We start from the raw sequence: 14,458 nt of genomic DNA, 5'->3' as shown, positions 1-14,458 counted from the left end.
GGGAGCAAGGGCGGTTCGCGGTAGTGCTAGCGGGCGAGATGGGGTCGGGGGCCTTTTGCCACGTCCGACTTTGCCTGGAATGCAGAGCGTCTAGTGGCAAAAGGCCCCCGACCCCTTCGGCGTAGCCCGCTCAAATGCTCGGATAAACGCCATAAAAGCGTTTGATGAAATTCCGATGCCAGCGTGACGCGGCATGCGGTTCCCAGCCGAAGCGGGCGAACAGCCGATCGCTCAGCCGCACGTTCGCCGCATCGCAGAGTAACGCATCGGTTCGCTTCAACGCTGCAATCCGATCCAGCTCGTTCACTGCCGCACAAAACGTGGCGTACGACGAGCCGGCTGTCGAGACGATGTACTTCAGCGCCAGATAATTCGAGTGGCCCAGCGGCTGGTTGTAGTAGATCAGGCAGCGATCGCCCTCGCCGCGAGCGTGATAGCGAGCCGCGGTCGGCCAGAAGTCCCGCCACGACATCAGCTTTGGCCAAGGACGCAGATGGATCGCCGTCACGCGGCCGCCAGTTGCTTCAATGACGCCGTAACGCCGCCGACGCAGCGCCTCGCGGGCGGCTTCGGCGTCGAACTCGGTAATCGTCTCAAATAATCGACGCATGATTCGTTAGCTACTCGGCCCACTCCTCTTCCACGCCCCAAATGGCTTCCTTGATATTCCGCCAGATGACGAGCATCGCTCCCAGCATGATCACGCCGATCGCGAGAACCGACGGCAGCAGCCAGCCGAGTTCGAAGATCGATTGGTAGCTTCCGGGCTCCTGGTTCCAGAACCAGGCCCAACACACCGTCACCACGGCCGTGGCGAGGCACAGGAATGGGCCATAGGGAATCATGTCGTCGCGGCGGAATATGAACTTCGTGAAGCCGACGATGAGCCCGGCAAACGGTGCGATGAAGAAGATGAAGATCGTCGGCTGCCAGCCTAGGAAGGCGCCGATCATCATCATGAGCGTGACGTCGCCGAAGCCCATCGCCTCTTTCCGGAGGGCGACGCGGCCGACGATCCGCACGGCCCACACCATGGCGCTGCCGCCGATCATGCCGACGAGCGCCGTGAGCAGCGTCAGCCACCCTGCCCCGCCGCGATACCAAACGGCCGTGATGCCGGCGAACCCGCACACGCCGATGATCGCCGAATCGGGCCGCAGGAGTTCCCGCAGCGAACGGGCCGTGAGGACTCGCAGCCCGAATACCAGCCCGCGGCGCCAGCGCATGATCCGCGGCGTCAGCGCGATCCACCAAATGGCATAGCAGGCGAGACCGATCCACAGTCCGGTCGTTTGCGGCGCCCCGCCTAGCCAAGTTGGCCAAGCATGCGGCGCGACGAGCGACAGCGGCTCGACGTACAGCGCGCTTCCTTTCATCGCCTCCGGCGGGACCGGTATGGCAATCTCGACGCCGGCGACGGGGGCCACGCTCCGTTCAGCGACGTGCGGCAGCAGCGACATTGGCAGCGCCGCCGCGAGCAGCAACGCGAGCAACGTGCCGGGCGTCGTCACGCCGTCGGGGATCGTTTTTTCGTCGAAATCGATCAAGCTCGCGGCGAGCATCAGCGTCATCAACAGCGCGTGCGAGAGAAACGTCGCCAGCGTGATCGACGCCGGCGCGACGAGGACGCCTAGCTTAAGACTAGCGCCGAAGAGCGCCTCGAACTGATGATGGAGCAGCCCCTGCCGTTCGACTTCCCACCAGTAGAGGCCGGCCCACAACGATGCGGTGGCAATCTCGACGCACAGCGGCCGCAGCCAGAAGCCAACGCCATGCACCTTCGATTCGCGGCGCAATCCGAACCAGCCCCACACCGGAATGCGATCGCTCAGCCGTCGCGCGGGCGCTCGGTCATGCGGCGGCGACCAGGGCGAGATCAGCCGGCGATTGTATGCGAGGGCGTAGGTCGCCCAATTAACGTACGCGCCGGCCGCCAAGCCGGCGACGGCGGCGATGAGGAGTCCGATCCAAAGCGGCGGGGCGAGCATCATGCAATCGCTGGAGTGAACGGTGCGGCCCCGCGGCCCGCGCGGGTAAAAATCGGCATCGCGATCGAACCAAATCGCGGTTAGGCCAAGCCGAGCGCCGCGATGATCTCATCGGCAATATCGGCTAGGCTCTTACCTTCGGTATCGACCTCAAGCGTAGCACATGCCCGATAATGGGGCGTCCGCTCGGTCAAAAGGCGAGAAATCTCGGCCCGGCCGCCGGCGGCGGTCAGGTTCGGGCGGCGCGCGGCGGTGGCGGGATCGCCCGTGATGCGGCCTTCCAGCGTCTCGACCGAAGCCTGTAGCCAGACCACGGCGCCGCAACCGCGGATCGCTTTGCGGTTCACCTCCCGCAAGATGGCGCCGCCACCAAGGGCGATGACGGTCTGCTGACGCAGGCAGAGGAGATCGACAACGATTGCCTCGAGATCGCGAAACGACGTTTCACCATCGTCGGCAAAGATCGCGGCAATCGATTTGCCGGCCCGCTCTTCCACCTCGACGTCGGCGTCGCCCCACTCCCAACCGAGGCGCGCGGCAAGCGCCTGGGCGACGGCCGTCTTGCCGCTGCCGCGATAACCGATCAGCGCGATCGAGTTGACTTCCATGAACCGTACCGAAGAGAGATGAGGTGCGAAGGGCGCTCGCGCTAGTCGTTGTCCGAATCGTCTGGAGGTAGATCGATTCCATCGTCGTCCGGCCGCTCAGGCGGCGGGAAGTACTTCACCGGGCCGATCGCCCGCTTGAGGACTTCCCGCATCAGCTCGGCGGGGGCTTCCTGCCGCGTGAACAGGAAGAACTGCAGCATCGCCTGCCTTACGAACATCTCGACGCCGGTCACCGTCGCACAGTTGCGCGAGCGGGCGTCTTTGATCAGCAGCGTCGACTCGGGGTTGTAGACTGTGTCGAACACGAGCATGTTTGGCTTGAGGAACGTCTTCTGGATCGGCGATTCGTCGACATTGGGATGCATGCCGATCGGCGTGCAGTTGACGATCACGTCGCACGGCCCGCGATGCCGCGCCTCCCAGTCGATCGCCTTCGCCTCGAACGTGTTCGCCAGCCGCTCGGCCCGCGGCATCGTCCGCGAGGCGATCGTGATCGTCGCCCCCCGCTTCCGCAGTCCGAAGACGATCGGCCGCGCGACGCCGCCGGCGCCCAGCACCAGCACGCGCTTGCCTTTGAGCGGACTCGGATCGGCGCCGACTTCCCCGAGGGCATGCTCCAGGCAGTCCATCGCGGCGTTGTAGTCGGTGTTGTAGCCGATGATTTCCTGGCCGTCGAAAATCGCCGTATTCACCGCGGCGATGCTCTTCACCGCCGGGTCGACCTTGGTCAGGCTGCGGGCGATCTGTTCCTTGTGCGGAATCGTGACGCTGAGCCCTTTGATGCCGAGCCGCGTGGCGTCTTCCATGAACAGCGCCAGCGCATCGGCTGGGACACGGAACGGCACGTAGACGGCATCAATCCCCGCCGCCTGAAACGCCGCGTTGTGAACGTGCGGGCTGAGACTATGCCCGACCGGGTCGGCGATGACGCCGAACACGGTGGTGTTGGCGCCGATCCGTTCGTAGTTGTAGATCTCGGTCATCTGCTTGTAGCTGAGCTGACCGGGAGCGAGCGTCCGCTCGTGGTGGAACGTCGCGTAGGTGAACGGAGCGCCGAACTTGCCGGCCAGAATTCGCGACGGCGTCCCGATGTCGCCCATGCACATGCCGACGGTCGGAATCTCGCTCTCCTGCATCATCTCAAGCATCCGCAAGTTGTCGTGCGGCGAGTTCGCCATCGTGGCGAGCTTGATGATGTCGGGATTGAGCTGCGTCATCCGCGCGTGAAGGTCGCGGAGGTCGTCGGGCGTCTTGCGGAAGTTGTGGTAACTGACGATACGCTTCGTCCGGCCGAAGCGCGGGATCTGCCCGGCAATATCTTCTTCGAGGTCGACGTAATCGACCCCTTCGGCAATCGCCTCGCGCAGCAGGAGCAGCCGCGCTTCCTCGGAGCCGGGCCACTTGCCGCCATCTTCCTTACGGCGGCAGGTGATGATCACCTGGCACCCCTCGGGGCGGCCTGCCATCAGCCGGCGGATGTTCACTTTGCCGGCCACGTAGTCGAGGCGCAGCTCGACCATCTTGGCGCCTTGCTCAGCCAGATGCTGATGCTCGGCCATGATATGTTTGTGGCGGCTACGACCAATGGCAACGCAGATCATGGGGGCTCTACACTTGCAAGAAGGATGCTTGACCCTCGGGGGCGGGCCATAGCCGGTCCATTGTGAACCAATCGGCCCGATCGATCAAATCCGCTTGAACTGCCGGTCGAGCTGTTCGCGGGTGAAAATCAGGGCGGTGGGCCGGCCGTGCGGGCAATGATGGTGGTCCTGGGCGAGCCCCCGCTGCTCCAGCAGGGTTTCGATTTCCTGCGGGGTGAGGCGATCGCCGTATTTGACGGCCGCCTTGCAGGAGATCATGTGCAGGAGTTCGTCGAGCACATCGCGGGAATCGGGCGTTTTTCCGCCGGCCAGAATTTGCTCCACCAAGGTGCGGAGGACCTCGGCCGGGGCGAGGTTCGCGAGCATCGCCGGGTAGGAGGAGACGAGGACCGTCTCGCCGCCGAAGCCCTCGACCTCCATGCCGAGCTTCGCAAGCACCTCGCGATTCTCGACGGCAGCGGCCGCTTCGCTGGCGGCGAGGTCGACCGGCTCGGGGACGAGCAAGCGTTGGCTCTCGACGGCGCCGGCGAGGACCCGCTCCCGTAAGGCTTCGTAAAGGATCCGCTCGTGGAGGGCGTGTTGGTCGATTACCTCGAGTCCTTCTTCGGTCTCGGCGACGAGGTAACGGTTGTGGATCTGTAAGGCTCGCGGAGCGCGGAGCGACTCGATGCCGGCGTGGGGTTCGTCGAAACGTTCGGTGGCGGAGCGGGCGTACTCGGCGCGGAAAGGATTGCCGTCGCTCGCCGCTGCATCGTCTGCGAGGTTCCGGTTGGCTTCGTCAGCCGCCAGCGGAGATAAGGAAGCGTGCGGCGCCGGCGAGCGCCCGCCAAACGGCAGCGGCGCGACGCGATGGAGTTGCAGTGCGCTGCGCTGGTCGCGATCGGCGAAGGGGACGAACTCGGGGACCTGCCCGTCGCCAGTGGCGGGGCCAAGTTGCCGCTTTGCCCAGTCCCATAAGCCTTGCGACGCGGACGGGGTCGACGCCATGATTTCATCGTCGGCTGCGCTGCCGCTCGGCGGGTTCGAGGCGCGGGCAATGAGATCGGTCGAGAGGAACTTCGTCCGCAGCGTGCCGAGCAACTGACTGTAAACGCGGCCGCCGTCTTGGAAGCGAACTTCGAGCTTCGTCGGATGGACGTTGACGTCGACCGCCGCCGCCGGCATCTGCAGATGGAGAAAGCAGACAGGGAAGCGGCCTGTCAGCAGTAGGCCGCGGTACGCCTCGCCGAGGGCGTGCTGCAGCGAGCGGTCGCGAATGAAGCGGCCGTTGAGGAACAGGTACTGGAGGCGGTTGTTCGGCCGACTGTGGGTCGGGTTCGCGACAAAGCCTTGCAGCGAGATGTCGTCTTCGGCGCTTTCGATTGAGATCAAACTATCGGCCAGATCTTGCCCCAACAGCGCCGCGATCCGTTGCCGTGCGTCGCCCGGCGGCAGGTCGTGGATGAGCCGGCCGCCATGGTTGAGTGTGAAGTGAACGTGCGGATGGGCGAGCGCGAGCCGCGTGAGCGCCTCGGTGAGATGGCCCATCTCGGTTTGCGTCGTGCGCAAGAACTTCTGCCGCACGGGCGTGTTGAAGAAGAGGTTGCGAACCTCGACGGTCGTGCCGCAGGGACCGCCGGTCGGGCGGAGCGGTTCGGCGGCGCCACCCACGACTTCGAGCTCCGTGGCGAGCGGTGCATCGACCGGGCGGCTGCGAAACGTCAGTCGGCTCACTGCGGCGATCGAGGCGAGTGCTTCGCCGCGGAAGCCGAGCGTGGCGACGCGGAACAAGTCGTCGGCGTCGATGATCTTGCTCGTCGCGTGGCTGGCGAGGGCGAGTTCGAGTTGCTCGGGCGCCACGCCGCAGCCGTCGTCGACGACGCGGATCAGCTCGGTCCCCCCCTGCTCCACCGTGACGTCGACCCGCCGCGAGCCGGCGTCGAGCGAGTTCTCGACTAGCTCCTTGACCACGCTCGCCGGCCGCTCGATTACCTCGCCCGCAGCGATCTTGTTGACGACGCTCGGCGGTAGTTGGCGAATGGTGGGCATTGGATTTCGTCCGTGGTCAGTGGTCCGTCGTCAGTTGCTGGGGATGTCACCAGCCTTTTTGCAACTGACAACGGACCACGGACAACTGACCTGCTTCCTTAATTCAATCCAAACTCTTTAATCTTCCGATAGAGCGTTCGCTCGCCGATGCCGAGCATCTCGGCCGCTTCTTCGCGGTTGCCGCCGGTCGACTTGAGCGTCTCGGCGATGAACAGCCCCTCGATTTCCGCCATTGGCCGGCCGACGAGTTCGCCGAGGCCAGCGCTGGCGCCGACCGGTTCGGGTTGTTCGCCCGGCGTGAGTAGTTCCGGCGGCAAATCATCGACGTCGAGCACTTCGTCGAAGTCGACCACCACCATGCTCTCAATCGCGTTCTTCAGCTGCCGGACGTTGCCGGGCCAGTTGAACGCCATCAGTCGCCGCCGCGCGGCGGTCGTCATGCTTTTGATCTTCTTGTGATGCCGCGCGCTGTGGAACTGGATGAAGTGCTCGATCAGCAGCGGAATGTCTTGCGAGCGTTCGCTCAGCCGCGGCAGGCGGACCGTGAGGACCTTCAGCCGGTGGTAGAGATCTTCGCGAAAGGTGCCGCTTTTGATCGCTTCCTCAAGGTCGCGGTTGGTCGCCGAGAGGATCCGCACGTTGACTTTGACCGGTTCGTTTGAGCCGACGCGAGTGATCTCGCCGCTTTCAAGGACCCGCAGCAGTTTGATTTGCGTCGGCAGGGGCATATCGCCGACTTCGTCGAGGAACAGCGTCCCGCCGCTGGCGTACTCAAACTTGCCGACGCGGTCGGCGCTGGCGTCGGTAAACGCTCCGCGGATGTGGCCGAAGAGCTCGCTTTCGAGGATGTTCTCGCTGAGGGCGGCGCAGTTGAGCGCGACGAACGGCCGGTTCTTCCGCGGGCTGTTCTGGTGGATCGCCTGAGCGACGAGTTCTTTGCCGGTGCCCGTCTCGCCTTGGATGAGCACCGTGGCGTCGGTCGGGGCGATCCGCTGCAGGCGGGTCACCACGTCGTGCATTTGCGGGCTGTTGCCGATGACTCCTTCGAAGCCGAACTTCTCGTCGAGCCGGCGATTGAGCTCGGCGTTCGCCCGCCGCAGATGCTGCGTCCGCGAGGCGCTGTCGACCACCGAGCGGAGCTGCTTCAAATCGAGCGGCTTTAGCAGGTAATTGAAGGCTCCCTGCTGCATCGCCTCGACGGCTGACTGCACTGAGCCGTGGCCGGTGACGAGAATCACTTCGGCGTCGGGGAGGAGCTCCTTCGACTTGGCGAGGAGCTCAAGGCCGGTCGAGTCTTTCATCCGTAGATCGGTGACGACGACCTCAAAGGCGTCGCGGGCGAGCATCGCCATCCCCTCGGCGCCGCTCGTAGCGACGGTGCAGTCGTACCCGACCCGCGCCAGGCTGTCGGCGACCGCCTCGGCGTGCGCCGCCTCGTCGTCGACGACGAGCACCTTAATCGGCGGACCAGCTTTAGCGGCGGTGGGAGTCGACATAGCTAACGATGATACGGGGGCTGCCGCCGGTGAAAAAGGGGAAGGAGCATTAACCGCTCAATCGCGGCGGCGCTGGGAGTTCGATCGTGAACTGCGTGCCGCGGCCGACTTGGCTTTGGACGTTCACGCGGCCGCCGTGGGCTTCGATGATCTTGAGCGTTGTCGGCAGGCCGAGGCCCGAGCCGCCTGGTTTCGTCGAGTAAAACGCCTCGAACATGTGGGCGGCCGTGTTGTCGTCGATGCCGACGCCGGTGTCGATTAGGTGGAGCGTGACGTAGTCCCCGGCCGACGTTGTGCGGACGACCAACTGCCCCCCTTTCGGCATTGCTTGCTTCGCGTTGAGTAGCAGGTTGATCAGCGCGCTGCGGAACGACTCGGCGTCGAGCATCACCCGCGGCAGATCGGGGTCGAGGTAACGGACGATCTCGACGTGGGCCGCCTCGGCCTCGGGGGTGAAGAAGTCGAGCGTCTCGTTGATCTCGGCGTTCAGGTCGGTCGGCTGGCGATGCAGTCGGCGGATCTTCGCGAAGTTCAGGAAGTCGTCGAGCAGATCTTGCAGCCGTTGGCATTCACGCTGCATCACGTCGATCCGCTTCGCGGCGCGGCGTTGGGCGGGCGTTTGCGCCTCGGCGAGATCCTCGGCGAGCAGCTCCATGTTGAGCCGGATCGTCGAGAGCGGGTTCTTGATCTCGTGGGCCAGCGCCCCGGCCAGTTGCGCCATTTCGGCGTACTGGGCGATGAGCCGCTCGTAGGCGTCATCGGTGGAGAGTGGCGTCGTCATGGCGATTGATCAGCGCAAAGCTGCGGGGTCCCAATGAATGGGACCCCGCAGGTGTTTTTCATCAACTGTAGAGAGTCGGCGAAGCTTAGGCTTCGACGGTCTCGGTTTCCGACTCGGCCAGCTCACGCATGGCGACCTTGCGGCTCAGCTTGACGCGATCTTGCTCGTCGACCGCGATCACCTTCACCTTCATGTGATCGCCGACCTTGCAGACGTCGCCGACCGACGCGACGTAACCGTCGGCCAGTTCGCTGATATGGCAGAGGCCGTCGCGGCCCGGCAGGATTTCGACGAAGGCGCCGAAGTCCTTAACGCTGGTGACGACGCCGTCGTAGATGCGGCCGACTTGGACACTGGCCGTGAGGGCTTCGACGCGAGCCAAGCCTGCCTTGGCGGTCGCTTCGTCGCTACCGGCAATCGTGACCGTGCCGTCTTCTTCGACGTCGATCGTGACGCCCGTATCTTCTTGAATGCCGCGGATCGTCTTGCCGCCGGGGCCGATGAGCAGACCGATCTTGTCGGGGCTGATCTGCGTGCGGAACAGACGCGGGGCCGACTCGGCGACGCCGGCGCGGGGCCGAGGAATCGCCGACAGCATGCTGCGGAGGATTTCAATCCGAGCTTCGCGGGACTGGGCGAGCGTCGCACGGATGATTTCTTCGCTGATGCCGTTGATCTTCAGGTCAAGCTGGATGCCCGTGATGCCGTTTTGCGTGCCGGCGATCTTGAAGTCCATGTCGCCGTAGTGATCTTCGTCGCCGATGATGTCGGTGAGTAGGACCCACTTGTCTCCATCCTTCACCAGGCCGACCGAGATGCCGGCGACCGGGTTCGTGATCGGGACGCCCGCAGCCATCAGGCCGAGGGTGGCGCCGCAGACCGAAGCCATCGAGCTCGAGCCGTTCGACTCGAGGATGTCGGAGATCACGCGGATCGTGTAGGGGAACGCATCGTGGTCGGGGAGAATCGGATTGACGCTCCGCTCGGCGAGGGCGCCGTGGCCGATTTCACGACGACCTGGGCCGCGAATCGGGCGGCATTCGCCGACCGAGAACGACGGGAAGTTGTAATCGAGCATGAACCGCTTCGAGAACTCGTCGAACAGACCGTCGACCCGTTGCTCGTCGCGGCCGGTGCCGAGGGTGATCGTGATCAGAGCCTGCGTTTCGCCGCGTTGGAACATGGCCGAACCATGGACGCGGGGGAGCAGATCGACTTCGCACTCGATCGCGCGGAGCGACTTGTAATCGCGGCCGTCGGCGCGGGTGCCGTCGAGGATCAGATCACGGACGATCTTCGCTTCGAGGTCGTGCCACGCCTTCGAGAACGAGACGTCGCTGTAGGGGGAGTTCGCGTCGGGAATGAGCGCGGCCTTGGCTTGTTCCTTGACGACCTTCATCGCGTCGGCGCGATCATGCTTGCCGGGCGTTTGCTTCGCCTTACGAGCTTGATCGTAGAAGCCGCTAGTGAGGGCTTCGTAGCAGCCATCGTTAGCCGGTAGGCTGAAGGCCTTCTTCGGCTTGCCGATCTTGTCGATCAGCTCTTGCTGCAGGTCGCAGAGTTCCTTGACGTACCCGTGAGCGACGATGATCGCTTGGGTCATTTCCTCTTCGGGAAGCTCGCGGCCGAAGCCTTCGATCATCAGCACGGCGTCTTTGGTGCCGGAGATGATCAGGTCGAGCGTGCTGGCCTCGAGTTCGTCTTGCGTCGGGAACGGCACGAACTTGCCGTCAATGATGCCGAGGCGGACCGAGCCGAGCGGGCCTTCGAACGGCAGTTCGGAAATGCCGAGGGCCGCGGCGGCGCCGTTCATCGCGAGGACGTCGCCGTCGGTTTGACGGTCGCTCGACATCACGAAGGCTTGAATCTGAACTTCGTCGTTGAACCCTTCCGGGAACAGCGGACGGATCGGACGATCCATCAACCGGGCGGTGAGGGTTTCCTTGGTCGTGGGGCGACCTTCGCGCTTGATGAACCCGCCCGGGAACTTACCGGCGGCGGCGACGCGCTCGCGGTAGTCGCAGGTGAGCGGGAAGAAGTCGATGCCGGGACGAGGCTTGTCGGTCGCGGCGGCGACGAGGACGACGGTGTCCCCATATTGAACGGTGACGGCGCCGGCGGCTTGCTTAGCGAGGGCGCCCGTTTCGATCGAAAAGGTGTACTGACCGATCTGCTTTTCAACTTTGATACGCTTCAATTTCTTGGTTCCTACTTTTGTCGTTGCGAGTCGTTCGCAGATGCGCCGTTTCCCGTCGAGGGCCTGAGAATCTCAGGCAGCCGGCGGGCGAGACGCGAACACGCAAGCATACCCGCGCCTTGAGCGCGATGATGAGCGGCGCGGCCGAATAGAGACGGCAGGGGACGCGGCGCCACGCAAAGTTGGCGACGTACCGACTCGGAGCCCCCCGCAGCGGGAGCGTTCGCAGAGAAGTTCGCGAGGCCGACCGGCGAGCTTGCCGGGGGCGATGCTCACTGGTTCGGCGAAGGCGTTACTTGCGGATATCCAGACGCTGCAACAGATCGAGATACTTTTGCGGATTGGTCCGCTTCACGTAATCGAGCAGACGACGACGCCGGCTGACCATGCCGAGCAAGCCGCGACGGCTGGCGAAGTCTTTCTTGTGAAGCTGCAGATGGGTCGTCATTTCCGCAATGCGGGTGGTCAGGATCGAAATCTGAACCTCCGGCGACCCGGTGTCGCTTCCCGTACGGCCAAAATCCTGGATCAACTCGCTCTTGCGTTCTTTCGTGACTGACATCTGTTCTTTCCGCGTGTTCTGTCGCTCTAGCGCTGGCCTGGGCCGAGTTGGTCGCAGCTGCCCCGGTGACGGGAGGCGACCCCTCTCGCGACGCCTCCGGCGACGCGAGCACAAAACTCATGCTGGCGAGACTGCTACAACTCTTCCTACAACAAGACACTGTGATAAAAACTGGTAACGATTCCCACTAATGTACAGATGCTTGCTGGGAACGCAACCGCACCTGCAGCGGGGAGTTGGGACGAATTTTACTTGGCTGCGGCGGCCTGGCGGCTGGCTAGTTGTCGCTTTGTGTCGCGTTTCGCGTTTTTGGCGACATTAATCGCAAGTTGTTTTCAGGTAATTGTTTAGGTGTTGTCGCGTCGCGTCTTCCGTGGAGCTTTGGGCGACACGTCAGTTTCGAATGCCTCATCAGTCGCCCCCCTGGGCCTAGCGATCCTGCAACGTTTCCTTTACCCCGCACTGGAAGTGCTGGGCTATTGTTGCGAGGTCCCTCTGGGGCTTCCTTACGGTTAACGCTTGGCCGTTTACCGACGGGATTGAAGGGCTTTTTCTCCAAGCCGCTTCCCTTCATCCTAGCGGTGATTCGCTTACCTGCCGAACCCCTATTTTCGGCCACTTGGGGTCGCGGCCGCCAACGAAAAACGGCCCTCTCGAAAGGTTCGAGAGGGCCGCTGCGGCATGGTGAGATTGACGGGGTCGGGGGCCTTTTGCCACTGGTAGTCGTCAATTCAGAAGCGAGTCGCCAGTGGCCAAAGGCCCCCGACCCCTTCGGACGCGACTCTACTTCTCCGTTTCCTTCGCCTCGGGCTTCGGCGGCATTTGCTTCCGATCGGCCTTTAGCTCCTTGTCGAGCCCCGGCACTTGCGCCGCTCCGCTCGGGACGTGGATTGACGCCCCCTCGAAGTCTTTGCCGACCGGTTCGTACTTGCCGCCGAGGTGTTCCGCGAGGAACGCTTCGGTGACGGCGTTGAACGACTTACGGTTCGGCTCGCGGGCGAAGCCGTGGCCTTCGTCGGGATAGAGGACGTAGGTGACCGGAATCTTCTTTTCCTCCATCGACTTGACGATTTGATCGGCTTCGAGCTGCGTGACGCGCGGGTCGTTGGCGCCTTGGCCGATGAGGAGCGGCTTCTTGATCTGGTCGACCTTGGTCATCGGCGACCGCTTGAGCAACTCCGCCTTGCCTTCCTCCGTGTCGACGTCGCCGACGCGGATCTTCATCACGGGCATGAAGGAGGCCCAATAAGGCGGGATGTTTTCGAGCAGCGTGACCAGGCTCGACGGGCCGACGATATCGACGCCGGCGGCGAAGACGTCGGGGGTGTACGTCAGGCCAACCAGGGTTGCGTAGCCGCCGTAGCTGCCGCCCATGATGGCGACTTTGTCCTTTTGGGCGATTCCCTTCTCAACGGCCCAGTTAACGGCGTCGATCAGGTCGTCGTGCATTTTGCCGGCCCACTCGCCGTTCGCCGCGTTGACGAACGACTTGCCGAAGCCGGTCGAGCCGCGGTAATTCACGGCAAGCACGGCGTAGCCACGATCGGCAAGCCATTGATGCTCGGGATCGAAGCCCCACGCATCGCGGGCCCACGGGCCGCCGTGGACGTTGAGCACTAGCGGCACCGGCTTGTTCGGCACGCCGTCGCCGTCAGGGTCGCTGCCGGCCGGCAACGTAAGGTACGAAACTAGCTCTTTTCCGTCGCGCGTCGGAATCAGCACCGGGTGCATCTTCACGAGCGGGTAGCCTTCGAGATCATCACGGCTGTTGAACAGGAAGTGGGCCTTCCCCTCGCCGCGATCGTAGCGATAGAACTTCACCGGCCCGTCGTCGAGCATGAACGCGACGGTCCATTGCTTGTCGTCGAGCGTGCGGCTAGTGACGATCACTTCGCCGTCTTCGACCGTCTTTAGGTAGTCGAGATCTTTCTTGATCGACTCGTCGAGGATGTCCCACTCGGTCTTTTCGTAGGTGAAGGCGACCGCTTGGATCGTCTTTTCGGTCGGGTGGACAAGGACTTCGCCGATGTCGGCCTTAGGGTTCTCGGCGATCAGCTTCTTTTCGTCGGTCTTGAGATCGATCGAGAAGAGGGCGCTCGTGTTGCGGTCGCGGCTATCGAGCAGGTAGAGCACCGTGCCGTCTTTGTTGAAGCCGGCGGGCGAGGTCGACATCGCGTCCTCGGGGCCGACCTTCATGAAGGTGACCCAGTCGGTAATGCCCTTGTCGCCCGGCTTGCCGGCGTCGCCTTCGGCCGGTTCGAGGACTTCGTTGCCGCCGTCGGCCGTGTAGGTGAAGGCGAAGCGAACGTTGTAGTCGTCGTCGGTGATGAACGCGGCGTAGCCGGGGTTTTCCTGGATCAGCTTGCGGTCGCCGGTCTTCAGGTTGACGCGGTAGATGTCGTGCAACTGTGGATTGCGATCGTTCAGGCCGACGAGGATTTCGTCGGGGAACTTTTCGCTCACGCCTTCGATGGTGGCGTGGATGTTGTCGAGCGGCGTGAGGTCGGTCGTTTTGCCGGTGGCAACGTCGGTGGCGTAGAGATGCCAATCTTCGTCGCCGCCCTTGTCCTGCGTGTAGAGGATGTGTTCGCCGGTGTAGGCCCAGCTGTAGCCGCGGATGTCGCGAGTCTTGTCGTCGGTCACTTGCTTGGCGGCCGACATATCGTCGATCGGGGCGACGAAGACGTTGAGAATGCCGTCGACAGGGGCGAGGTAGCTCATCCACTTGCCGTTGGGGCTAATGCGAGCGGAGGCCTTCTGCGGATTGCCAAACAAGACGCTACGGGGGATCAACTTTTGCTCCTTGGCTGAGGCGCCCTGATCGGCCGGGGCGTCGTTGGTGGTCGCCGCTGGAGTCGCTTCCGCGGCCTTTTCGCCTTCGGCGGGGGCCGCTGGCGTCGCGGCTTCGTCGGCGGCCGCCTTCGATTCCTCGACGCGCGGCGGGGGGCTGCAGCCTGCGGTGATCGCTAAAGCGATTGACGCCAGAAGAGCCTGAATGCTCATGGCTCGGTTCAGACTTGATTTGTGAAAGAGACCCATCAAACTCGCGCCTCCGATGCTAAAGCCTTGCTGGATATGGGGATCAGTGCGCCCGTATTGTTCCGCCAAGCGGGGCGGTCAGCAACCCACGAACGAGATTTCGCATCGCAGGCGCGCTTCGAGTAGACTGACGCCAAGTTAGCAGGTGGCTTTTAGTG

At 63.6% G+C, this 14,458-nt stretch carries 10 protein-coding genes; all 10 read right to left on the bottom strand.

From position 1 onward, the window contains the following. Window positions 1-130 precede the first annotated feature (130 nt). Window positions 131-610 (bottom strand): hypothetical protein, encoded by a 480-nt coding sequence (locus ACQY7R_RS09235; RefSeq protein WP_428305315.1) that lies wholly within the window; start codon window positions 608-610, stop codon window positions 131-133. A gap of 10 nt (window positions 611-620) precedes the next feature. Next, entirely contained in the window at window positions 621-1,991 is a 1,371-nt protein-coding gene (locus ACQY7R_RS09230) for a prepilin peptidase (RefSeq protein ID WP_428305314.1), read from the bottom strand. A 77-nt stretch (window positions 1,992-2,068) separates the two neighbouring features. Further along, entirely contained in the window at window positions 2,069-2,596 is a 528-nt protein-coding gene (locus ACQY7R_RS09225) for a shikimate kinase (RefSeq protein ID WP_428305313.1), read from the bottom strand. A 41-nt stretch (window positions 2,597-2,637) separates the two neighbouring features. After that, complete coding sequence (aroE, locus tag ACQY7R_RS09220; protein WP_428305312.1) at window positions 2,638-4,197, bottom strand: shikimate dehydrogenase; 1,560 nt, start codon at window positions 4,195-4,197, stop codon at window positions 2,638-2,640. A gap of 84 nt (window positions 4,198-4,281) precedes the next feature. After that, window positions 4,282-6,225, bottom strand: coding sequence for a DNA mismatch repair endonuclease MutL (gene mutL / locus ACQY7R_RS09215; RefSeq protein ID WP_428305311.1), 1,944 nt, complete (start codon window positions 6,223-6,225; stop codon window positions 4,282-4,284). Between the two features lie 98 nt (window positions 6,226-6,323). Further along, window positions 6,324-7,721, bottom strand: coding sequence for a sigma-54-dependent transcriptional regulator (locus ACQY7R_RS09210; protein WP_428305310.1), 1,398 nt, complete (start codon window positions 7,719-7,721; stop codon window positions 6,324-6,326). A gap of 49 nt (window positions 7,722-7,770) precedes the next feature. After that, window positions 7,771-8,502, bottom strand: coding sequence for a two-component system sensor histidine kinase NtrB (locus tag ACQY7R_RS09205; protein WP_428305309.1), 732 nt, complete (start codon window positions 8,500-8,502; stop codon window positions 7,771-7,773). Window positions 8,503-8,587: 85 nt separating this feature from the next. After that, window positions 8,588-10,699 carry a polyribonucleotide nucleotidyltransferase gene (locus tag ACQY7R_RS09200; protein WP_428305308.1) on the bottom strand — a complete coding sequence of 704 codons (2,112 nt, stop codon included), beginning with the start codon at window positions 10,697-10,699 and terminating at the stop codon, window positions 8,588-8,590. A gap of 292 nt (window positions 10,700-10,991) precedes the next feature. Then, entirely contained in the window at window positions 10,992-11,261 is a 270-nt protein-coding gene (gene rpsO, locus ACQY7R_RS09195; RefSeq protein WP_152099716.1) for a 30S ribosomal protein S15, read from the bottom strand. Between the two features lie 783 nt (window positions 11,262-12,044). Continuing rightward, complete coding sequence (locus tag ACQY7R_RS09190) at window positions 12,045-14,264, bottom strand: S9 family peptidase (RefSeq protein ID WP_428305307.1); 2,220 nt, start codon at window positions 14,262-14,264, stop codon at window positions 12,045-12,047. Window positions 14,265-14,458: the final 194 nt, after the last annotated feature.

The organism is Lacipirellula sp. (assembly GCF_965279485.1).
Taxonomy (GTDB): domain Bacteria; phylum Planctomycetota; class Planctomycetia; order Pirellulales; family Lacipirellulaceae; genus Lacipirellula.
This window is presented reverse-complemented; position numbering and strand designations above follow the sequence as displayed.

Bases quoted from the DNA above. Each gene is read 5' to 3' on its own strand.
- ACQY7R_RS09235 (WP_428305315.1), bottom strand. From the start codon at position 610: ATGCGTCGATTATTTGAGACGATTACCGAGTTCGACGCCGAAGCCGCC.
- ACQY7R_RS09230 (WP_428305314.1), bottom strand. From the start codon at position 1,991: ATGATGCTCGCCCCGCCGCTTTGGATCGGACTCCTCATCGCCGCCGTC.
- ACQY7R_RS09225 (WP_428305313.1), bottom strand. From the start codon at position 2,596: ATGGAAGTCAACTCGATCGCGCTGATCGGTTATCGCGGCAGCGGCAAG.
- aroE (WP_428305312.1), bottom strand. From the start codon at position 4,197: ATGATCTGCGTTGCCATTGGTCGTAGCCGCCACAAACATATCATGGCC.
- mutL (WP_428305311.1), bottom strand. From the start codon at position 6,225: ATGCCCACCATTCGCCAACTACCGCCGAGCGTCGTCAACAAGATCGCT.
- ACQY7R_RS09210 (WP_428305310.1), bottom strand. From the start codon at position 7,721: ATGTCGACTCCCACCGCCGCTAAAGCTGGTCCGCCGATTAAGGTGCTC.
- ACQY7R_RS09205 (WP_428305309.1), bottom strand. From the start codon at position 8,502: ATGACGACGCCACTCTCCACCGATGACGCCTACGAGCGGCTCATCGCC.
- rpsO (WP_152099716.1), bottom strand. From the start codon at position 11,261: ATGTCAGTCACGAAAGAACGCAAGAGCGAGTTGATCCAGGATTTTGGC.
- ACQY7R_RS09190 (WP_428305307.1), bottom strand. From the start codon at position 14,264: ATGAGCATTCAGGCTCTTCTGGCGTCAATCGCTTTAGCGATCACCGCA.